The 22259-nt window shown below is 62.7% G+C and carries 16 protein-coding genes; 6 read left to right on the top strand and 10 right to left on the bottom strand.

What is annotated here, in order from left to right:
- Window positions 1–30: 30 nt before the first annotated feature.
- The 5 genes from BM026_RS17790 to BM026_RS17770 form a co-directional block, all read right to left on the bottom strand.
- Entirely contained in the window at window positions 31–1833 is a 1803-nt protein-coding gene (locus BM026_RS17790) for an ABC transporter ATP-binding protein (RefSeq protein ID WP_092243245.1), read from the bottom strand.
- On the bottom strand, window positions 1826–2428 hold the full coding sequence (locus BM026_RS17785) for a DsbA family protein (RefSeq protein ID WP_175507953.1): 603 nt from the start codon (window positions 2426–2428) through the stop codon (window positions 1826–1828). The genes BM026_RS17790 and BM026_RS17785 overlap by 8 nt, the downstream gene beginning before the upstream one ends.
- 36 nt (window positions 2429–2464) lie before the next feature.
- The gene (locus tag BM026_RS17780; protein ID WP_071490747.1) at window positions 2465–3406 is read right to left on the bottom strand and encodes an oxygen-dependent tRNA uridine(34) hydroxylase TrhO; all 942 of its coding nucleotides are present in this window, start codon (window positions 3404–3406) and stop codon (window positions 2465–2467) included.
- Between the two features lie 118 nt (window positions 3407–3524).
- The gene (locus BM026_RS17775) at window positions 3525–3821 is read right to left on the bottom strand and encodes a BolA family protein (protein WP_038847405.1); all 297 of its coding nucleotides are present in this window, start codon (window positions 3819–3821) and stop codon (window positions 3525–3527) included.
- 6 nt (window positions 3822–3827) lie between these two features.
- Window positions 3828–4346 (bottom strand): DUF2059 domain-containing protein, encoded by a 519-nt coding sequence (locus BM026_RS17770; RefSeq protein ID WP_058424992.1) that lies wholly within the window; start codon window positions 4344–4346, stop codon window positions 3828–3830.
- A gap of 183 nt (window positions 4347–4529) precedes the next feature.
- Here BM026_RS17770 and BM026_RS17765 point away from each other — a divergent pair, with 183 nt between their 5' ends.
- Window positions 4530–5912 (top strand): class II fumarate hydratase, encoded by a 1383-nt coding sequence (locus tag BM026_RS17765; protein WP_093529583.1) that lies wholly within the window; start codon window positions 4530–4532, stop codon window positions 5910–5912.
- 1 nt (window position 5913) lies between these two features.
- On the opposite strand, the gene BM026_RS17760 is transcribed toward BM026_RS17765, so the two are convergent.
- The 3 genes from BM026_RS17760 to pap form a co-directional block, all read right to left on the bottom strand.
- Window positions 5914–6870 (bottom strand): DMT family transporter, encoded by a 957-nt coding sequence (locus BM026_RS17760; RefSeq protein WP_092243234.1) that lies wholly within the window; start codon window positions 6868–6870, stop codon window positions 5914–5916.
- 83 nt (window positions 6871–6953) lie between these two features.
- Window positions 6954–8138, bottom strand: a complete 1185-nt coding sequence (locus tag BM026_RS17755; RefSeq protein ID WP_092243231.1) for a thiolase family protein — start codon at window positions 8136–8138, stop codon at window positions 6954–6956.
- 109 nt (window positions 8139–8247) lie between these two features.
- Window positions 8248–9765, bottom strand: a complete 1518-nt coding sequence (pap, locus tag BM026_RS17750; RefSeq protein ID WP_092243228.1) for a polyphosphate:AMP phosphotransferase — start codon at window positions 9763–9765, stop codon at window positions 8248–8250.
- A gap of 141 nt (window positions 9766–9906) precedes the next feature.
- Here pap and mnmC point away from each other — a divergent pair, with 141 nt between their 5' ends.
- The gene (gene mnmC / locus BM026_RS17745; protein ID WP_093513968.1) at window positions 9907–11889 is read left to right on the top strand and encodes a bifunctional tRNA (5-methylaminomethyl-2-thiouridine)(34)-methyltransferase MnmC2/FAD-dependent 5-carboxymethylaminomethyl-2-thiouridine(34) oxidoreductase MnmC1; all 1983 of its coding nucleotides are present in this window, start codon (window positions 9907–9909) and stop codon (window positions 11887–11889) included.
- Here the strand turns inward: mnmC and BM026_RS17740 are convergent, their stop codons facing one another.
- The gene (locus BM026_RS17740) at window positions 11890–16728 is read right to left on the bottom strand and encodes an NEL-type E3 ubiquitin ligase domain-containing protein (RefSeq protein ID WP_093529581.1); all 4839 of its coding nucleotides are present in this window, start codon (window positions 16726–16728) and stop codon (window positions 11890–11892) included.
- Between the two features lie 215 nt (window positions 16729–16943).
- On the opposite strand from BM026_RS17740, the gene BM026_RS17735 reads away from it, so the two are divergent.
- The 4 genes from BM026_RS17735 to BM026_RS17720 all read left to right on the top strand — a co-directional run bounded on the left by BM026_RS17735 (window position 16944) and on the right by BM026_RS17720 (window position 22018).
- Window positions 16944–18716 (top strand): N-acetylglutaminylglutamine amidotransferase, encoded by a 1773-nt coding sequence (locus tag BM026_RS17735; protein ID WP_093529579.1) that lies wholly within the window; start codon window positions 16944–16946, stop codon window positions 18714–18716.
- 3 nt (window positions 18717–18719) lie between these two features.
- Window positions 18720–20468: an N-acetylglutaminylglutamine synthetase gene (gene ngg / locus BM026_RS17730; protein WP_093529577.1), complete on the top strand. Its 1749-nt coding sequence runs from the start codon at window positions 18720–18722 to the stop codon at window positions 20466–20468.
- 78 nt (window positions 20469–20546) lie between these two features.
- Window positions 20547–21731 carry an osmoprotectant NAGGN system M42 family peptidase gene (locus BM026_RS17725; RefSeq protein ID WP_093529575.1) on the top strand — a complete coding sequence of 395 codons (1185 nt, stop codon included), beginning with the start codon at window positions 20547–20549 and terminating at the stop codon, window positions 21729–21731.
- Window positions 21732–21790: 59 nt separating this feature from the next.
- Window positions 21791–22018 carry a YheU family protein gene (locus BM026_RS17720; protein WP_003192759.1) on the top strand — a complete coding sequence of 76 codons (228 nt, stop codon included), beginning with the start codon at window positions 21791–21793 and terminating at the stop codon, window positions 22016–22018.
- 2 nt (window positions 22019–22020) lie between these two features.
- On the opposite strand, the gene csrA is transcribed toward BM026_RS17720, so the two are convergent.
- Window positions 22021–22224, bottom strand: coding sequence for a carbon storage regulator CsrA (gene csrA / locus BM026_RS17715; protein WP_093529573.1), 204 nt, complete (start codon window positions 22222–22224; stop codon window positions 22021–22023).
- Window positions 22225–22259 lie beyond the last annotated feature (35 nt).

Genomic DNA, 22259 nt, shown 5'->3' with positions numbered 1-22259 from the left:
ACCGCTTCCGATAGCTCAGCCTAGGCTAAATCAACGTACTTGTTGCAAGTGCCCATAGAGTTTGGCGTACAAACCACCGTCAGCAATCAATTGCTGATGGTCGCCATCCTCTGCAATGTGACCGCCGTCGAACACTAACACTCGATCTGCCTGCTTAACCGCCGACAGGCGGTGGGCGATGATCAGTGTAGTACGGCCGCTGAGGAAGCGCGCCAGTGCCTGGTGCAGGTTGTACTCGGTGGCGGCGTCCAGGGCGGAAGTCGCTTCGTCGAGGATCACCACTTTCGGTTCGGCCAACACCATGCGCGCAATCGCCAGGCGCTGACGCTGGCCGCCGGAAAACCGCACCCCGGAACGCCCCACCACACTGTCCAGGCCCATGGGCAACGCCTTGACGGTCGCATCCAGCTGGGCGATTTCCAGTGCCTGCCAGCAGGCCTGGTCACTGCGCTCGCGGCCCATGGTCAGGTTGGCGCGCACGGTGTCGTTGAACAGCGCCGGATGTTGCAGCACCACGGCGACGTGCTCGCGGATGGTCTCCAGGCCGATTTCCTGCTGGGTGGCACCGCCAAAGCGGATCGTCCCGGCCTGGGGCGTGTACAGGCCCAACAGCAATTGCACCAGGGTGCTTTTGCCACCGCCGCTGGCGCCGACGATTGCGACCTTCTCGCCGGGCGCGATGGCCAGGTTCAACTGGTCGAGGACCAGGTCTTCGCCATAACCGAAATTCAGGCCACGTACTTCGATGCCGACGGTTTCGCGCCCGGTAAACGGGTCTTCGCCGCCCGCGTATTGCGGTTCATCGGCCCGCGCCAGCAGTTCGTTGATCCGCGTCAGCGCCCCGCCCGCCGCGTAATAGGCGTACTGCAGGTTCAGCAACTGCTCCACCGGGCCGATCATGAACCACAGGTAGCTGAACACCGCGAGCATCTGGCCGATGGACAGGTCGGAGAACAGCACCGTGAGCATGGCCGCCGCACGGAAGATGTCGATGCCGAACTGGAACAACAACCCGCTGGCGCGGCTCGATGCGTCGGTTTTCCACTGGGAATGGATCGCGAAGTCGCGCACTTCCTGGGCCCGCTGGCCGAGGCGCCCGAGGAAGAAGCCCTGGCGGTTGCCGGCGCGCACTTCCTGGATGGCATCCAGGGTTTCGGTCAGGGCCTGGGTAAACCGCGAGGTGCTGTCGTTCTCCAGTTTCTTCAGGTGTTTGACGCGTTTGCCCAACTGCACCGTGGCGTAGATCACCAACGGGTTGAACAGCAGGATCAGCAGCGCCAGTTGCCAATGCATCCACACCAGGATTGCCGACGTGCCCACCAACGTAAGCATCGCCACCAGGAACCGGCTGAGGGTTTCGCCGACGAATTTGTCCAGGGTGTCCAGGTCGGTGACCAGGTGGGTGGTGACCGTGCCACTGCCCAGGCTTTCGTATTCGCCGAGGGAAATACGCTTGAGCCGCTCGATCAGGCGCACGCGGATGCGGTACACGATGTCCTTGGCCAACCGCGCAAACAGCCGCGCCTGTACCACGTTGAACACCAACGCGCCGCAGCGCAGGAACAGCGTCACCAGCAACATCAGGCCGATATAGCCGGCGGCTTTCTGCCAGCCCAGGGGCAAGGCGTGGTTCATCACCTTGAGCGCGGCATCGCCACGACCCAGCAACACTTCATCGACCAGCAACGGCAACAACAGAGGGATGGGCACGCTGCACAGGGTCGCCAGCACGGCGACGCCATTGGCGATCCACAGGGACTTCTTGTGGCGCAGGGCCAGGCGGCGGATTTCCGCCCAGGTCAGGCGGTCGGTGCGTTGAGGTTGCTCATGCACAGGTGGCTCGCTCCAGCCATCGGCCCAGCAAAGGCGAAAGCTCGGACAGCGGCTGGTAACCGTTGGTCAGCAACGCCAACTGGCCATTGCGCTCGGCCAGCAGCGTCGGGAAACCGGCGATGCCCAGGTCCTGTACCCAGGTAAAATCGGCAGCGGTGGCGGCGTGCTGCTCGGCGCGGTCGAATTCGCCGGCAAACTCGATGCGCGGGATGCCCGCCTGTTCGGCCAGTTCCACCAGCACACTGGCGAGAGTCACGTCGCGGCCCTCGACATAAAACGCGCTCTGGATCAGCCCCAGCAGCTTCCATGCACAATCCGGCGCCAGGCTGCGCGCCGTGACGATGGCGCGGCACGCCGGCTCCGTGTCATACACAAAACCGTCGGGCAGTGCGCCGTCACGCTTGAACGGCTGGCCGGTGGCGTCGGTCACCGCCTGCCAGTGCTCCAGGATATAGCGCCGCGTGGTCGGCTCCAGCGCCGCGCCACTGCCGGTACGCAAGCCGCCCACCACCAGGTGCAGTTCCACGCCGGCCGCCTGGGCCTGCTCCACCAACGCCTCGGCCACCGGGGCAAAGCCCCAGCACCAGGAACACATCGGGTCCATCACATAGAGCAGGCGCGCGGACATGGCTCAGGCCTCGGAAGGAGTTTGCTTGTAGTTGAAACCAATCGGGTGCGGCATGTTACGGGCCTTGGCCAGCTCGATCTGCTTCTGCCGGTCGATCGCACTGCGGCGGGTCTTCTCCGGCAGCTTATCCCAGCAATGCGGGCAACTGATGCCCGCCACATAGTGCTCGGAGGCGCGGTCCTCAACACTCACGGGTGTGCGGCAGGCATGACATTGATCGTAGTCGCCTTCGCTCAAGTCGTGGCGCACGGTGACGCGATTATCGAAAACAAAGCAGTCGCCCTGCCATTTGGTTTCTGCCTGCGGCACCTCTTCGAGGTACTTCAGGATGCCGCCCTTGAGGTGGTAGACCTCATCGAAACCCTCACTGAGCATGTAGCTCGAGGCCTTCTCGCAACGAATGCCGCCGGTGCAGAACATGGCGACTTTCTTGTGCTTGGCCGGGTCGAAGTTGGCTTTGATATAGTCGGGAAATTCGCGAAAACTGGTGGTTTTCGGGTCGATCGCGCCTTCAAAGGTGCCGATGGACACTTCGTAGTCGTTACGGGTGTCGATCAACAGCACTTCCGGGTCGCTGATCAGCGCGTTCCAGTCCTGCGGGTCGACGTAGGTGCCGACCTTCTTGTTCGGGTCGACGCCTTCGACGCCCAGGGTCACGATCTCTTTCTTGAGCTTGACCTTGGTGCGGTAGAACGGCTGGTCGTCGCAGTAGGATTCCTTGTGGTCGATGTCGACCATGCGCGGGTCGTTCTTCAGCCAGGCCATCAAGCCATCAATGCCTTCGCGGCTGCCGGAAACGGTGCCGTTGATGCCTTCCTCGGCGATCAGCAAGGTGCCTTTGATGCCGTTGTCGAGCATCGCCTGCAACAGTGGCTCGCGCAGGGCGACGTAATCTTCGAGGGTGACGAACTTATACAGTGCCGCCACGACAATCGGTTGAGTCATGGGTGTTCTCTCCAGGTGGCTACCCTCGTAAGGGGTGAACCGGATGCAAAAAAAACGCGCCGTCTAGGCGGCGCGTCGCGGATTCTAACAAATGCCCGGTGTCAGAGACACCCGATCATCAATCATGCCCGCCGGCGCAGGTCGGCGAGGCCGGGGCTGCGTCGATTTTCGCCCACTCTTCAGGCGTGTAGGTATGCAGCGCCAGCGCATGAAACTCGCTCATCAGGTCACCCAGGGTGGCGTAGACCTTCTGGTGGCGCTTGACGCGGTTGAGCCCCTCGAACTGCGGGCTGACCAGCACGGCCTTGAAGTGGGTCTGCAACCCACGGCTGTGCATGTGGCTTTCGTCCAGCACACTCAGGTGGTCGGTGCCCAGGGCGGCAAGCGCCGTTTCGATACGCTGTTGCATGGTCATTCCTGCTTACTTCTTCTTGGCCGGGGCGGCGGCTTTAGGCGTCAGCTCGTTGGTCATGTCTTCCAACAGCTTGTTCACCACCGGCACGGCGCTTTCCAGCTTCGCCTGGGTCATCTGGGCCGATTGCTGGGTCAGTTGCGGCATTTTTTCCAGGACTTTCTTGCCCAGTGGCGACTGGTAGAAGGCAACCAGGTCCTTGAGCTCGGATTCGCTGAAGTTGGTGGTGTAGAGCTTGACCATGTCTGGTTTGAGCTTCGGCCAGCCGATGGCCTGGTCGAGGGCGGCGTTGGCCTTGGCCTGGTAGCTGTCCAGTACGGACTGCTTGGCGGCAGGCGCCTTGGTCTGTTCGAAACGCTGGGCGAACATTTGTTGCACTTGCATGTACACCGGGGTACCCAGCTTGTCGGCGTGGGCCAGGGTAAGGAAGGCTTCGGCACTGGCGTTGTGGCTGGCGGTATCGGCAAGAACCTGGCCGCTGGCGCAAACCAGAGCAACCGCGGTACAGATGGCACGAAGACGAGTCATCGAGTTTCCTTTATCTAGCAGGCGAGGTAAGACCCCAAGGGCGCCCATTCTGCGCCTAAAAAACCTCAGGGCTCAACCCCGGGCCTTGTCGGACAGGGATTGCCCGATGAAAAGTCTTTCAGGGGAACCCCCGAGGCTCTTCACAGCCTAAACTGCGCAAACGAACCTGAAGGAGTGTGCCCGATGAGCCGTATCGAAACCGACAGCCTGGGAGAAGTCGAAGTCCCGGATGACGCTTACTGGGGCGCCCAGACCCAACGTTCGCTGGTGAACTTCGCCATCGGCGAGCAACGCATGCCCCTGGCGGTGTTGCACGCCCTGGCCCTGGTCAAGAAGGCGGCGGCACGGGTCAACGACCGCAACGGCGATCTGCCCGCCGACATCGCCCGCCTGATCGAACAGGCCGCCGACGAAGTGCTGGCCGGCCAACATGACGACCAGTTCCCTCTGGTGGTGTGGCAGACCGGCAGCGGCACCCAGAGCAACATGAACGCCAACGAAGTGATCGCCGGTCGCGCCAACGAACTGGCGGGCAATAAGCGCGGCGGCAAGAGCCCGGTGCACCCCAACGATCACGTCAACCGTTCCCAGAGTTCCAATGACTGCTTCCCTACCGCCATGAGCATCGCCGCCGTGCAGGCGGTGCATCAACGCTTGCTGCCGGCGATTGCCACCCTGTCCGGCGGCCTGGCAGAGCAAGCCGCCAAACATATGAAGCTGGTGAAGACCGGGCGCACCCACATGATGGATGCCACCCCGATTACCTTCGGCCAGGAGCTGTCGTCATTCATCGCTCAACTCGACTACGCCGAACGTGCGATCCGTGCCGCCCTGCCCGCCGTGTGCGAGCTGGCCCAGGGCGGCACCGCCGTGGGCACCGGGCTCAATGCGCCCCATGGCTTCGGCGAGGCGATCGCCTCGGAGCTGGCGGCGCTATCGGGCTTGCCGTTCGTCACCGCGCCGAACAAATTCGCCGCCCTCTCCGGCCATGAGCCTCTCGTGACGCTGCACGGCGCGCTGAAAACCCTGGCCGTGGCCCTGATGAAAATCGCCAATGACCTGCGCCTGCTGGGCTCCGGGCCGCGCACCGGGCTGGCCGAAGTGAAATTGCCGGCCAACGAACCGGGCAGCTCGATCATGCCGGGCAAGGTCAACCCGACCCAGTGTGAAGCGCTGTCGATGCTGGCCTGCCAGGTGTTGGGCAATGACGTGACCATCGGCATTGCCGCCAGCCAGGGTCACTTGCAGTTGAATGTGTACAAGCCGGTGATCATCCACAACCTGCTGGAGTCGATCCGCCTGCTGGCCGACGGCTGCAACAACTTCCAGGAACACTGCGTGGCCGGGCTGGAGCCTGACCCTGTGCAAATGGCGGAACACTTGGAGCGTGGCCTGATGCTGGTCACCGCGCTCAACCCGCACATTGGCTACGACAAGTCCGCCGAGATCGCCAAGAAGGCCTATGCCGAAGGGCTGACGCTGCGGGAAGCCGCGCTGGAACTGGGCTACCTCACCGATGCAGAGTTCGACCAGTGGGTTCGCCCCGAAGACATGCTGGGCACCTAGCCTAGGACGCCAGGCGCAACCGTCGGGCCCTGAGCCCGGCGAGCAACGACGGCGCCAGCGCCACGGTTGCCGAACCCAGCACCACCACCAACGCCCCGGCATAGCCCAGGGCGTTGATCTCTTCGGCCTGCACATAGTCGGGCCACAGCCAGGCCGCCACGGCCACCGCCACAAAGGTCACCAAAGGCGTGAGCGCCAGGGTCGCACTGACCCGCGAGGCTTCCCAGTGGGCCAGCGCTTCGGCAAAGGCGCCGTAGGCCACCAGGGTATTCATGCAGCACGCCAGCAATAGCCAGCCTTGCAGCGGGCTCAGGTCCAACGCCTCCAGGGGATGTGCCCAAGGCGTGAGCAACACGGCGCAGGACAGGTAGATCACCATCATCACCTGCAGCGAGTTCCACACCGTCAGCAGTTGTTTCTGGCCGAGGGCGTAGAACACCCAGATCGTGGTGGCAAGCAGGACGGTCAGCACGCCGGCGGTGTAGGCGCCGAGCGAGGTCAGCAGTTCTTCCAGGCGCTGGTTGAAAAACAGGCCGAAACCAATGATCAACACCACCAGCCCCACCCCCTGTCCCAGGCTGAAGCGCTCCTTGAAGACGAACACACTGGCGACCATCAAAAAGATCGGCCCCATCTGCACCACCAACTGCGCGGTGCCGGGGCTGAGCAATTTCAGGCCCACCAGGTACAGCACGTAGTTGCCCACCAGTCCGCACACCGCCATCGCCACCAGCCAACCACCCCGGGGGCCAAGCACCTTGCGGCTGGGCAAGCGTTTGGTCAGCGCCAGGTAGACGAACAGGCAACTGCCGGCCACGATCAGGCGAAACCAGGTGACGGTAATCGGGTCCATCACCTGCAGCACCTGCTTGAGTTTGATCGGCAGAATGCCCCACAGAAACGCGGTCAGCAGGGTCAGGAGCAAACCATAGACCCAGCGGCCGGAAGAGATGTGCATGAGTACCCCAGAAGCCGGAGGAAGTGGAGCCGCATTCTAGGGGCACCCGATGCACTTTGTGTAGCGAACACTTAATTTGCCGATCAGCGCACTGCTTCGAACAACCCGGTGGCCCCCATGCCGCCGCCCACGCACATGGTGACGATGCCGTAACGCAGGTTGCGTCGCTGCAACTCACGCACCAGGTGCCCCACCTGCCGCGAGCCGGTCATGCCGAATGGATGCCCGATGGAGATCGAACCGCCATTGACGTTGTACCTGGCATTGTCGATTTCCAGGCGATTGCGCGCATACAGGCATTGCGAGGCAAACGCTTCATTAAGCTCCCACAGGTCGATGTCCGCCACCTGCAACCCCTTGGCCTTGAGCAACTTGGGCACCGAGAACACCGGGCCGATGCCCATCTCGTCCGGCTCGCAACCGGCCACGGTGAAGCCACGGAAAAACGCCTTGGGCTGGAGCCCCAGTGCAAGGGCTTTCTCCAGGCTCATCACCAGCGTCATCGAGGCACCGTCGGAGAGCTGCGACGAGTTGCCCGCCGTCACCGAACCATCCTCGGCGAACACCGGCTTCAAACCTTGCAGACTGGCCAGGGTAGTGTCCGGGCGGTTGCAGTCGTCACGATCGACCACACCTTCCAGGATCTGCACCTCACCGGTGTTCTTGTCTTCGACTTTGTACTTGACCGCCATCGGCACGATTTCATCGCTGAAAAGCCCATCGGCCTGGGCCTGGGCGGTGCGCTGCTGGCTTTGCAGGGCGTACAGGTCCTGTTCTTCGCGGCTGACGTGGTAGCGACGCGCGACGATCTCGGCGGTCTGGCCCATGGGGAAATAGATACCCGGCACCTGCTCTTTGAGCAGCGGGTTGATCAGGTTGTCGGTATTGACGCTTTTCATCGTCAGGCTGATGGACTCGACACCGCCGGCGACGATGATATCGCTGCAACCCGACGCAATCTGGTTGGCCGCAATGGCAATCGCCTGCAAGCCCGAGGAGCAGAACCGGTTGAGGGTCATGCCGGCCACGCCGGTGCCCAGTTGCGAGAGCACCGCCACATTGCGCCCGATGTTGTAGCCCTGGGCGCCCTCGTTGGAGCCGGCGCCGACGATGCAATCCTCCACCGTCGCCGGGTCGATGCCGTTGCGGGCGAGCAGCGCGTTGACGCAATGGGCCGCCATGTCATCGGGGCGGGTCTGGTTGAACTTGCCGCGAAAGGACTTGGCCAGGCCGGTTCGCACACTGTCGACGATCACTACTTCACGCATGGGCTACCTCGATCTTGTGGTTGTCGGATCGAGCATAGATCGCGCCCCGCGCCACCGCGACGATCATTCACCCCATAGATACAAAACCATGGCGACGCGGCTCACTGCGTCATTTTTTCTTTTTCTTTTTGTCGTGCTTATCGGATTTGGCGAACGCCTCTTCCAGCGCCAGGTTGATGGTGCGCAACACCTTGACCCGGGCCCAGCGCTTGTCGTTGGCCTCCACCAATGTCCAGGGCGACACCTCGGTGCTGGTACGGTCGACCATATCGCCCACGGCCGCGCGGTAGTCATCCCATTTGTCACGGTTGCGCCAGTCGTCTTCGGTGATCTTGAAGCGCTTGAAGGGGATTTCCTCGCGGGCCTGGAAGCGCTCCAGTTGCGTGTCCTTGTCGATGGCCAGCCAGAACTTGACCACGATCACACCCGCATCGCGCAGTTGCTCTTCGAAGTCATTGATCTCGCCATAGGCGCGCATCCAGTCCGCCGGGGTGCAGAAGCCTTCAATGCGCTCCACCAGCACGCGGCCATACCAGGAACGGTCGAACACGGTGAACATGCCGCGCGCCGGGATCTTCTGCCAGAACCGCCACAAGTAAGGCTGGGCGCGTTCGTCTTCACTGGGCGCGGCAATCGGCACGATGTGGTACTGACGCGGGTCCAGCGCCGCCGCCACCCGACGGATCGCCCCGCCCTTGCCCGCCGCATCGTTGCCCTCGAACACCGTGACCAGGGCGTGCTTGCGCATGCGCTTGTCGCGCATCAATCCGGAGAAACGCGCCTGTTCGGTGATCAGTTGTTCTTCGTAATCGTCCTTGTCCAGGCGCTGGGACAGGTCGAGGCTGTCGAGCAGGCTCTTCTTGTCCACCGACGCGATCAACGGCGCCGGGTTCATGCCGCTGGCCTTGCCCTTGGACAGCTTGAGCGCATTCTGCAGGCCTTCGAGCAGCAGTTTGCCCACGGTGAGGCTGCGGTAGTTGCTGTCCACGCCTTCGATCACATGCCACGGCGCATAGTCGCGACTGGTGCGGCGCAACACGCGCTCACCGAAGTGCACGAATTTGTCGTAGGTCTCGGATTGCTGCCAGTCCAGCGGGCTGATGCGCCAACTGTGCAGGGGGTCATCGGCCAGGGCCTTGAGCCGCGCCTTCATCTGTTTCTTGGAGAGGTGGAACCAGAACTTGAAGATCAGCGCGCCTTCATCGCAGAGCATTTTCTCCAGGCGTTCGGCGCCGGCGATGGCCTGGTCGAGGCGGGCGTCCTTGATCTGCCCATGTACGCGGCTTTGCAGCATCTGGCTGTACCAGTTGCCAAAGAAGATGCCCATGCGCCCCTTGGCAGGAAGTTGGCGCCAATAGCGCCAGGCCGGCGGGCGCGCCAGTTCTTCGTCGGTCTGCTGGTCGAAGGTGCGCACTTCGATCAGGCGCGGGTCCATCCATTCATTGAGCAGCTTGACCGTCTCGCCCTTGCCGGCGCCTTCGATACCGTTGATCAGGATAATCACCGGGAAGCGCTTCTGCTGCTGCAGCTCGTACTGCACTTCCAGCAGGGCCTCGCGCAGGGCCGGCACCTCGGCCTCAAAGGTGTCTTTGTCGATGGCGTGACCGATTTCGGCGGATTCGAACATGGGCAGCTCCGTTTCAAGATGGCTCAAGACTAGCGGATTAGGCAGCAATACGCGGGAGGAAATTCCACCGGCGCTTGCCATGGGTCAATTCAATGCCGGTTGATCGGCTAGAATGGCGGCCTTGCCTTTACCGAGCCGCCCATGAACCCCATCACCCACGCCCAACTCGACTGGGATGACCAAGGTCGCCCGCACTCGCGGATCTTCGACGATGTGTACTTTTCCGATAAGTCAGGCCTTGAAGAAACCCGCTACGTGTTCCTCGAACAGAACCGTTTGCAGGAGCGCTTTGCCGCGCTGCCCGCCGGTGGGCGGCTGGTGATTGGCGAGACCGGGTTCGGCACGGGGTTGAATTTCCTCTGCGCCTGGCAACTGTTCGAACAACACGCCGTGGCCGGTGCGCGCCTGCATTTCGTCAGCGTGGAAAAGTACCCGCTCAGCCATGCCGACCTGCAACGCGCCCTGCTGCTCTGGCCGGAACTGCAACCCTTCGCCGAACAACTGCTGGCGCAATACATTGCCATCCATCAGGGCTTCCAGCGCCTGGTGCTGGATAACGGTCGCGTGACCCTGACCCTGCTGATCGGCGACGCCCTGGAGCAACTGCCCCAACTGGACGCGCAGATAGACGCCTGGTTCCTGGACGGCTTCGCCCCGGCGAAAAACCCGGATATGTGGACCGCCGAGCTGTTTGCCGAACTGGCACGCCTGGCGGCGCCAGGCTCGACTATCAGCACGTTTACCAGCACCGGCTGGGTGCGTCGGTTGATCAACGCCGCCGGGTTCAAGATGAAACGTACGCCGGGCATTGGCCACAAGTGGGAGATCCTGCGCGGGGAGTTTCTCGGTTGGCCGACCGACACGCCGGTACCGGTCGCGGCCAAGCCGTGGTTCGCCAGGCCACCCGCCATTACGGGTGACCGCCACGCACTGGTGATCGGCGCCGGCCTGGCGGGCTGTGCGACGGCGGCCAGCCTGGCGGCCAGGGGTTGGCAAGTCAGCCTGCTGGAGCGCCATGACGGCGTGGCGCGGGAAGCCTCCGGCAATCCCCAGGGCGTGCTGTACCTGAAACTGTCGGCCCACGGCACTGCCTTGTCGCAGTTGATCATGGCCGGGTTCGGCTATACCCGTCGAGTGCTGGAGCACTTGCATCGCGGCGTCGACTGGGACGGTTGCGGCGTGCTGCAACTGGCCTTCGATGCCAAGGAGGCCCAGCGCCAGGCGCAACTGGCCGCTGCCTTCGCGCCGGACTTGCTGCACCTGCTCGACCGCGACCAGGCCCAGGCCCGCGCCGGTATCGCACTGGCACACGGTGGGCTGTTTTTCCCCGAAGGCGGCTGGGTGCACCCACCGGCATTGTGCGAGTGGCAAGCCCATCAACCGGGCGTGACCGTGCTAACCCACCACGATGTGCTCGACCTGCGTCATGTCGACGGTCAGTGGCAAGCCTGGGACGGTGAACACCTGCTGGCCAGCGCCAGCGTGGCGGTGCTGGCCGGCGCCGCCGAAGTCCAGCGGTTCGCCGACCTGCCCCTCAAGCGCATTCGCGGGCAGATCACCCGTTTGCCGCAGACCGCCGACAGCCAGGCCCTGGCCACGGTGGTGTGCGCCGAAGGCTACGTCGCCCCGCCACGCCTGGGCGAACACACCCTGGGCGCCAGTTTCGACTTCAAAAGCGATGACCTTACGCCCACCGCCGCTGAACATGCCGAAAACCTGGAGCTGCTCATGGGCATCTCCGAGGACCTGGCCCAGCGCCTGGGCGCCGACACCCTGGAGCCGGCGACCCTGGAAGGTCGCGCCGCGTTCCGCTGCACCAGCCCGGATTACTTGCCGATTGTGGGACCACTGGCTGACCGCCAGGCGTTCGACCAGGCTTACGCCGCCCTGCGCAAGGACGCCCGGCAAGTGCCAGGCACCGCTTGCCCCTGGCTGGACGGGCTTTACGTCAACAGCGGTCATGGCTCAAGGGGGCTGATCACCGCCCCGCTGAGTGCGGAGTTGCTCGCCGCCTGGCTGGACAGCGAGCCGTTGCCGGTGCCGCGCGCCGTGGCTGACGCCTGCCACCCCAACCGGTTTGCCGTGCGGGCGCTGATCCGTACCACCACCGGCAAGGTCGAGTGATCAACCGGCTGGGGCCTCACACACGGAGCCCAGCCCTTCGGCCCTGATGGCATCCTCGGTCAAGCGCTCGATCAGCGCGCTTTCAGCCTGCTCCCGTTCACTGAGGACGGTGTGCATGCGACTACGGTAATCGGCATCGCTCAGTACCAGGCTTTGCTCGAAGATGTCATTGAGGCGCTCGTCATAGGGCGAACTCAAGGCCTCGAAGCGAGCCGCATGGGCACGCTTGAGGTAGTCGGTCCAGAACGGCAGCTTCTTGAGATACGTCATCAGCTCGGGGGACAGCTCGGCCAGCGTGACTTCAGCCTTGGCTTCATCCAGCGCCAACTGAGTGACCTCACCCAGCCGCGAATAACGCATGTGCCGAGGCTGGCCGGGCAAATAGAATTCGCCGACCAGGCCTGTGCGGAAAGCCAGGCTGACCTCCAATGGATCGGCGGCAGGATGCAGGCCACTGTGACGGCGCGCAATCGCCTCCAACTGCTCCAGGCGAAACAGGCCACGACCCAGTTTCAACAGCGGCCTGGGCGTCAGCGCACGCCCCTGGATGAGGGCCTTGGCATCGCTGATTTCCACCAGGACTTCCAGGCTGCTGAAGTTGACGGCGGCGGCATCGTCACAATTGATCGGCGTGGCGGCCCGTTCGAATACTTCCTCACGCAGTTCGCTGTTCATTGCGGCAGCCTCCAGCACCCGCCATACGCGGCGCTGCAGGTCCTCACGCACGAACTCGGCGTCTTTGGTGCCGCCCAGTTCCGCGAGCAACTTGAACAGGGCGTCCGACCGGTAATCGTCCTTGAGGCCCGTCCACGTGAGTTTCTTCGCCGCATAGCCCGCCATCCGTTCGTCCGCCAGCCACAGTTCGCGCGCGCTCTGCTCGTTCAAACGCGCAATATCATCTTCCAGGAACCCCATGCCCGGACCGTACGCCTGCCGGTAATGTTTCAGGGCCAGTTGGCTTTGAGCCGATAACGGGTTGTGCCGCAAGTTGACACCCAGGGCAAAGTTTCGCGGCACGCGCAACAGCCACTCCGGCAGCACGCTGATGTCATTGGCGCGCAAATCGATCTGTTCAAGATAAGGCAGGCGCCACAGGTCCTTGGGCAGTTCCTTGAGCCGGCAGTTGCGTAACACCAGGTTGCGCAGCGCGAACATACGGCTGATATCCGGCGGGTCCAGCAGCGGGTTATCCGCCAGGCTCAACACCTTCAGGCGCGTCAGATCGGCCAGCTTGGCACGGGTGTATTCGGTGAGCTGGAGTTTGTTGTTGCTCAGGTACAACCGCTCCAGGCCCGGCATGTGCGACAGGGCTTCAGGTAGCCGGGTAATCTGGTTTTCGCCCAGTTCAAGGGTGCGCAGCCCCTTGAAGTGGCTGAGGAAATACGCCACATCGTCGGTCAGGTTCAAACGGCGCAATGACAAATGCTCGACGTGATCGAAGCGCACCTGTGCGGGTAATGTCGGCAGAGGGCCGATGACCATATCATCGAGCAACAGCCCTGGAACCTGGCTGGCGCGCTCGTCGGGCAGGGTCGACATCCGTCGCCAGCACTTTTCGATGCTTTTCGCCGCCTGGTGGCGACTCAATCGATAGTCCCACAGGGGGTCGGCCTGCACGATATTGACAGACCTCTCGGCACGCCAGCGTTTGAGTGCCGTGTGCAGCGCTTCAAACTCCTGCTCACGTGCCTGGACCGCCTTGGCACGAGACAGGTGATCATGGCCCGCATCGCGCAAGAAATCGTTGACCTGCGACGGACTGAACAAGGGATAAAGCTTGTTGACCTTACGCACCAACGCCGCCGGGAAATGCCCTGCCTCGCCCCGCGCCGACTGGGTACAGATCAGCGGTTCTTCGTCCAGCAGCCCGCGTTCCGGCCACAGGTGACGGGCGACTCTGTCACGCTCATGCACCGTGGTGGCACGCAGGCGGCCCCGCAGGTCGGCCGCCTCATTCTCAGCCTGGAGCTTCAATGCAATGCGCTGGCGTGGCAGCAGGCTATCGAACAGCGCCGTATACAAGCCGTCCGCGCCTGTCGCGACCGGCCCCAGGGCCTTGCCTTTTTGATCGAAGGCCTGATACCCCTGGGGCGTACTGACCAGCGTCCTCTGCGTCGCAGCTGTTGAAGCGCCCGCCTCGGCCAGCACCTCCCCGCTCAGGGTGTGCCTGCGTACCTGCAATGCCAGGTCTCGGGGCCAGCCGGGCATTCGCTCCAGCATACCGACGGCCACGCGTCGGGTGCCGTCCCCCGCCAACTCCGGCCAGTACAGGCCCATCAGCGCACGGTCCTGCTCCAACTGGTCCACCGCCTCGCGTGCCCGCTGGGCAAGCACCAGTGGTACTCGGCCAGTGGTGCGCAAATACCGGCGCTCCCACAATGTGGCCTGTGAGTACAGCTCCCACGCCACACGGGGTGGCAGTTGTTTGAAGCGGTCGCACAACGGCACCAATTCGTTCAGGGCAACACCGGCGTAATAGGTGTACAAACGGTCGAGTACGGTTTGATGCCGGCTACGCAGCGTGTCCAGCAGACGCCGCTCCAGTGTGCTGCGCATGTCGTCTTCCGCCACGCCCTTGCCCAACAGGTCGACACGCTCCTCGTCGCTCAGATGCTCCAGCAAGGTGTCCATGACCCGCCCGTCCCTCAACTCCTTGCGGGTAATATGGATGCTCAGGTCCTCATAATCGAAAGGTGCTGTTTCCGGATGCCTTTCCAGCAGTTCGCCCTCCTCGTCCAGCACCTCGAAAAAACGCCCCTGGGGCCAGCCTGGCACCAGCGGCAATGCGAACAATTGGGCGCGTGCGGTACTCGCATCCGGACGTTCACCACGCGCCAGGTACTCCATCAGTTCACGAACCCTGTCGTTTTGCTTGTAGCGCAGCACGCTGTCATGAAAACGCTCGGGTAACGGCTCGTAGGCACTGCCCAATGCCCGCAAGTGTGGCAGGGTCATTCCGGTGAGGGTTGCCAGGTTCGACAACGGCTCAGCGGGCAATTCCTCAAGGCTTGGATCCAGTCGCCTGAGGCTGTAGACGAGGTCTTCCCATTGCAAGGGGCGCTCGTAGACGTGCTGCCAGCCACCACGGAAGTTGTGCTCCAGCGGCGGGCGGTAAGCCTGCGGGCGCTGTGGATGAATAACCCGCCACTTCTGCAGTCTGGTATCGAAGGCAACCGAATAGTGGTTTCCCCCCATCCGGATGTAAGAGCGGCCGTTGACTTGGTAGACGCCTCGAGAATTGGCCACGGCCTGGTGTGCGACCGGCTCAGGCTGTCGATAGGTATTGAGCCTTGGCCGCCAGAGTTTCTGGCCCTGGTCGGCAGTGGTAACGGTTTCGAACTTCTCGAAGAACTCCGTAGAGGTTGTCAGGGTGCGCTTCAACGTCCCCACGACCCGCCCCCCTGCCACAAACAAAGCCATGGCCGCGACGTTTTCGGCCACATTCACCAGATGCCTGAGGGCCTCGGTATGTTCATCGTGCTGCCAGTCCTCGACGGCCTCGAACACTTCCCCCAACAGCTGTCCGATGGCTACCCCGAGCATCAACTGACCCAACACCGGCACCACCAACGACGCCACATTCAGCAGGTCCAGCCCCAGGTCCAGATAGCGCTGCGTGCGCTCTTCACTGGCTTGCTGGTCGACCTGGGCCTTGGGCACCGCCAGCACTAACGCATCCAATTGAATCTTGCCGACGAATGCCTGGAAGAAGAACCCCGTCAGGCTGGTCGTGACGGGTAAGGCGCGCAGCTGGCCAACCTTGCGCGTCATGTCGAACGATTCGAAAAAATCCAGGCGGTTGGACTCATCCAGGTACCCTTCGAAAAACGTCCGGTAGCTCTTGATTTGCAGCTTCAAGGACAAGTACAGCTTGAAGTCTTCCAGCGTCGGGTACTCGTACCAGGGCCTAGAGGGTTCGTTCGGCATGTAGACAATAAAGGGGCCGGTATCCAGGCTGCCCGGTACGCTGCCGGAAAACACCAATACACTCCACACACAGGTGTCATCGATGTTCAAGCCCTGCCAATTGATCAGGTCGTTGCCCGGCAACTTGCTCTTGAGTTCACTGGCCGGACGGTCGAACCCGATCAACTTGAGCAACCGCGCGTAGGTCCCGGCTTCGATATGCCCCTTGCACAAGGCAATATGCAGATCCATGCGCATGTCCATGAGTTTGCCCAGGCCAATACTGACAGCAGCCTGGTTGTAGGAGCTGACTTCCTCTTTGCTTTTCGGGTCGGGCAGGTCGAAGACCTCTTCGATGTGCTTTTGATAGAGCGCCCCCAGATCCAGCTCCCGGCAATAACCGACAAATTCGGGCACCGTCATCCCGACGATCGGCTGCTTGGTGGCCGCAGAGCGCACCACAGCGGCGACGGACATGCCCCCGGGCTCGGCGCGCGCGTCAGAGAAGTTCTGCATCGCTGCATGCAACAGGCTTTGCTTTGTATAGGTAACGGTCTGGAGCAAGCCGCCCCCCAGGTCAGGGCTGACGCCGGTGAGCTTACGTTTGGGCAACTCCAGCAGGTCTTGCCTGACATCCGGCGACTCAACCCCTTTGGCCCGCAGAAAATTGGTCAAGCGCTCTGCGCAGTATTGATCCAGCGGTTCCAGACGCTGTAATAGATAACGGACGTTCTCACGGATCGCCTTGCTGTCGATATGCGCCTGCTCAAGGGCCATGAGTGTCGAAGCGTCGGCCTCAACCAACCAGTGCGGCAGGGTTTTGCGCAAAACCTGCGCCTTGTCCAGGTCGGCGGTCATGTCGAGCAATGCCCTGTCCAGTTCATCCTGGGTCGCCCCTGCGGCGACCTCACTCAAATCGCGGTTTTGCGTCATCGGCATGTTTCCTCAGCCAGCTGAACATGACGCCAAACGATAAGCCTGGCCTGGGTCACAACCGGGTATTTGTATACCGCCTTGCGACAGACCCGCCCTGCTTATAACCGATTGATCTAAAACTCCACGAATAGCCCCGTGTCAGTTTCTGGGTACGCGCCCTTTTGGGCGTATTGAGTTTTATGCTCCCCAACGGAAAAACCGGTAAGGAATTTATGTGCGGATTAGCTGGAGAATTACGTTTCGATGCCCAACCTGCCGACCTGGCGGCGATTGAACGCATCACCCATCACCTGGCCCCGCGAGGCCCCGACGCCTGGGGCTTTCATGCCCAGGGGCCGATTGCCCTGGGCCATCGGCGCCTGAAAATCATGGACCTGTCGGACGGCTCGGCCCAACCGATGGTCGATTCGCACCTGGGCCTGAGCCTGGCCTTCAACGGTGCGATCTATAACTTCCCGGAATTGCGCGAAGAGCTGGAAGCCCTGGGTTACGCCTTCTATTCCGGCGGCGACACCGAAGTGTTGCTCAAGGGTTACCACGCCTGGGGTGAGGCACTCTTGCCCAAGCTCAACGGCATGTTTGCCTTCGCCATCTGGGAACGTGATGCCCAGCGCCTGTTCATCGCCCGCGACCGCCTCGGCGTGAAGCCGTTGTACCTGTCGCGCACCGGCCAGCGCCTGCGCTTTGCCTCGGCCTTGCCGGCGCTGCTCAAGGGCGGCGATATCAACCCGATCCTCGATCCGGTAGCCCTGAATCACTACCTGAATTTCCATGCGGTGGTGCCGGCACCACGCACCTTGCTGGCGGGCATCGAAAAACTGCCGCCGGCCAGCTGGATGCGTATCGATGCCAGCGGCAAGACTGAACAGCAAACTTGGTGGACCCTGCCCTACGGCCCGCGCGAAGATGAAAAAAACCTGAGCCTGGAAGACTGGACCGACCGCGTGCTCGACAGCACTCGCGAAGCCGTGGCCATCCGTCAACGTGCCGCGGTGGATGTGGGTGTGCTGCTCTCCGGCGGGGTCGATTCGAGCATGCTCGTCGGCCTGCTGCGTGAAGTCGGCGTACAGGATTTGTCGACCTTTTCCATCGGCTTTGAAGACGCCGGTGGCGAGGCCGGCAACGAGTTCCAGTACTCGGACCTGATCGCCAGACACTACGGTACGCGCCACCACCAATTGCGCATCGCCGAAAGGGAGATCATCGAACAACTGCCAGCGGCGTTTCGCGCCATGAGCGAGCCGATGGTCAGCCATGACTGCATCGCCTTCTACCTGCTGTCGCGGGAAGTGGCCAAGCACTGCAAGGTGGTGCAAAGCGGCCAGGGCGCCGATGAGTTGTTCGCCGGTTACCACTGGTACCCGCAGGTCGACGGTGCCGCCGATCCCTATATGGCTTATCGCGATGCATTTTTTGACCGCAGCTACGAAGACTATGCCGCCACCGTCGCGCCCAAATGGCTGACCGCCAACGACGCAGCCGGTGATTTCGTGCGCGAACATTTCGCCATGCCCGGCGCCGATGCGGCCGTGGACAAGGCCCTGCGCCTGGACAGCACGGTGATGCTGGTGGACGACCCGGTCAAACGTGTCGACAACATGACCATGGCCTGGGGCCTGGAAGCGCGCACGCCGTTCCTGGACTACCGCCTGGTGGAGCTGTCGGCCCGCGTGCCAGGTAAATTCAAGTTGCCCGATGGCGGCAAGCAAGTGCTGAAAGAAGCGGCGCGCCGGGTCATTCCGAGCGAAGTCATCGACCGCAAGAAGGGTTACTTCCCGGTGCCGGGCCTCAAGCACTTGCAGGGCGATACCTTGAACTGGGTACGCGAACTGCTGCTCGACCCGAGCCAGGATCGCGGCCTGTTCAACCCCGCCGCGCTGGACCGCTTGTTGACCGACCCGCAGGGCCAATTGACGCCGTTGCGTGGCTCCAAGCTGTGGCAACTGGCAGCGCTGAACCTGTGGCTCAGCGAACAAGGAATCTGATTGATGAAACCTCTCGCAGCGGCCTATAGCCAACGCTTGATCAAGGGCCAGGCGCCGACCTACGAGCGCCTGCAGGCGCGCCTCGCGGAAGACGGCAGCCCATTGGCCGCCGAGCCGATTGCGGTGCATTGCGGCTGGGGCCGGTTGCTGATCGGGCATACCTTTCCCGACCCGGCCAGCCTGGCCCAGGAACTGCTCCATGAGCAGCCGGGTGAGCGTGACATTGCTCTGTACGTGGCGGCGCCCCAGCAGATCCTGGGCATCGATCCCCAGCAGCTGTTTCTCGACCCCTCCGACACGCTGCGCCTGTGGTTCAGCGACTATCGCCCGGCTACCCGGGTATTTCGCGGCTTCCGCATCCGGCGGGTGCAGACCGAGGCCGATTGGCTGGCGGTGAACCAACTGTACCAGGGGCGCGGCATGTTGCCGGTCGACGCTGAACGCCTCACGCCGCGCCATCAGGGCGGCCCGGTGTACTGGCTGGCGGAAGATGAAGACAGCGGCGCGGTGATCGGCAGCGTGATGGGGCTGAATCACCAGAAGGCGTTTCATGACCCGGAAAACGGTTGCAGCCTGTGGTGCCTGGCAGTCGACCCGCTGTGCACGCGCCCCGGCGTGGGCGAAGTGCTGGTGCGTCACTTGGTGGAGCACTTCATGAGCCGTGGCCTGAGCTACCTGGACCTGTCGGTGCTGCACGATAACCGCCAGGCCAAGAACCTCTACGCCAAGCTCGGTTTTCGCGCGCTGACCACCTTTGCGATCAAGCGCAAGAATGGGATCAACCAACCGTTGTTCCTCGGCCCTGGCCCGCAGGCGGGGTTCAACCCCTATGCGCGGATCATCGTCGAGGAAGCCCATCGGCGCGGTATCGATGTACAGGTGGATGACGCCGATGCCGGGCTGTTCACCCTGAGCCATGGCGGGCGCCGTGTGCGTTGCCGTGAGTCCTTGAGCGACCTGACCAGCTCGATCAGCATGACCTTGTGCCAGGACAAAAGCCTGACGCACAAAGTGCTGAAGGCCGCCGATTTGAAAGTACCCTCGCAGCAACTGGCGGGCAGCGCGGATGACAACCTGGAGTTCCTCGATGAGCACCAGCGCATCGTGGTCAAGCCGCTGGATGGCGAGCAGGGTCAGGGCGTCGCCGTGGATCTGCAAAGTATCGAAGAGGTGCAGCAAGCCATTGAAGCGGCGCGGCAGTTCGACAGCCGCGTGTTGCTGGAAAGCTTTCACGAAGGGCTGGACCTGCGCATCCTGGTCATCGGTTTCGAGGTGGTGGCCGCCGCGATCCGCCGTCCTGCGGAAGTCACCGGTGACGGCCATCACTCCATTGGCGCATTGATCGAAGCCCAGAGCCGCCGTCGCCAGGCCGCCACCGATGGTGAAAGTAAAATTCCTCTGGATGGTGAGACCGAACGCACCCTGAAAGCCGCTGGCTATGACTACAGCAGCATCCTGCCCCGTGGCCAGACCCTGGCCGTGCGCCGCACCGCCAACCTGCATACCGGTGGTTGCCTGGAAGACGTCACCGCCATCCTCCACCCCACGCTGGTGGACGCCGCCGTGCGCGCCGCCCGCGCCCTGGATATTCCCATGGTGGGCCTGGACCTGATGGTGCCCGCCGCCGATCAACCCGAGTACGTGTTTATCGAAGCCAACGAACGGGCCGGCCTGGCCAATCATGAGCCGCAACCGACCGCGGAGAAGTTTGTGGATTTGTTGTTTCCCCACAGCCAGCCTGCTACTCAATAACCCTGTGACCAGGGGACCTCTTGTGGTGAGCCAGCTAGCCACAACACGGCTGCTCGCCACACCTCATCAGGAGTCTTTATGAGCCGAAACATCCCCGAACCGGATCTGAACTACCTGCAAAAAGTGCTGCTGGAAATGCTCGCCATTCCCAGCCCCACCGGATTTACCGACACCATCGTGCGCTACGTCGCCGAGCGCCTGGAAGAGCTGGGCATCCCCTTTGAAATGACCCGGCGCGGCACCATCCGCGCCACCCTCAAGGGCCAGAAAAACAGCCCCGACCGTGCGGTATCAGCACACTTGGACACCATTGGCGCCGCCGTGCGCGCCATCAAGGACAATGGCCGCTTGAGCCTGGCGCCGGTGGGTTGCTGGTCGAGCCGCTTTGCCGAAGGCAGCCGCGTCAGCCTGTTTACCGATAACGGCGTGATCCGTGGCAGTGTGTTGCCGTTGATGGCCTCCGGGCATGCGTTCAATACCGCCGTGGATGAAATGCCGGTGAGCTGGGACCATGTGGAATTGCGCCTGGATGCCTACTGCGCCACCCGTGCCGACTGCGATTCCCTGGGCATTGGCATCGGTGACTATGTCGCCTTCGACCCGCTGCCGGAGTTCACCGAGAGCGGGCACATCAGTGCCCGGCACCTGGACGACAAAGCCGGCGTTGCCGCGCTGCTGGCCGCGCTCAAGGCCATCGTCGACAGTGGCGAGCCGTTGCTGATCGACTGCCATCCGCTGTTCACCATCACCGAGGAAACCGGCAGTGGCGCAGCGGCCGCGCTGCCCTGGGACGTCAGTGAGTTCGTCGGCATCGACATTGCGCCGGTCGCCCCCGGCCAGCACTCCAGCGAGCATGCGGTGAGCGTGGCGATGCAGGATTCCGGCGGGCCGTATGACTATCACCTGTCGCGGCATTTGCTGCGCCTGGCGTCGGAACACGAATTGCCGGTGCGCCGCGACCTGTTCCGCTACTATTTCAGCGACGCGCACTCGGCCGTCACCGCCGGCCACGATATCCGCACCGCGTTGCTGGCGTTCGGCTGCGATGCGACCCACGGCTACGAGCGCACGCATATCGACAGTCTGGCGGCGCTGAGTCGTCTATTGGGCGCCTACATTCTCAGCCCGCCCGTGTTCGCCAGCGATGCACAGCCGGCACAGGGTTCCCTGGACCGGTTCAGTCACCAGATCGAGCACGAGACGCAGATGGAAAGCGACACGCGAGTGCCGTCGGTGGATAGCCTGGTGGGCAACAAGTCCTGAGACTGGCAACTACGGTCCCGGCGCAGTAGGATCGCCGGGATCCATCACCCGAGGCTTGTATGCTGATTCCCTACGATGCACTTGAAGTCGACACGCTCACACGCCTGATCGAAGACTTCGTGACCCGCGACGGCACCGACAATGGCGATGACACGCCGCTGGAAACCCGCGTACTGCGCGTGCGCCAGGCACTGACCAAGGGCCAGGCGCTGATCGTGTTCGACCCGGAAAGCGAGCAGTGCCAGTTGATGCTCAAGCACGACGTGCCCAAGCATCTGTTCGACTGACGTCAGAGATTGGGCACCGGCACCGGATGGGGGCTGGCGGCCTGGCGCTCGCGGATTTTCTGATGCACCTCCGCGCGATGTACATGCACCCCGGCCGGCGCTTCAACGCCAAACTTCACCTGGGTACCGTTCAACTCGAGGATATGCACGGCGATGTCATCGCCAATGGAGATGACTTCGCCTATGGCGCGGCTTAAAACCAGCATGGCGGTTGTCCTTTTAACAGTGAAAGGACCTCGAC

The organism is Pseudomonas sp. NFPP24 (genome assembly GCF_900112095.1).
GTDB classification, from domain to species: Bacteria; Pseudomonadota; Gammaproteobacteria; order Pseudomonadales; family Pseudomonadaceae; genus Aquipseudomonas; species Aquipseudomonas extremorientalis.
The sequence above is the reverse complement of the archived record's forward strand: the minus strand, read 5'-3'. Positions and strand labels throughout refer to the sequence as shown.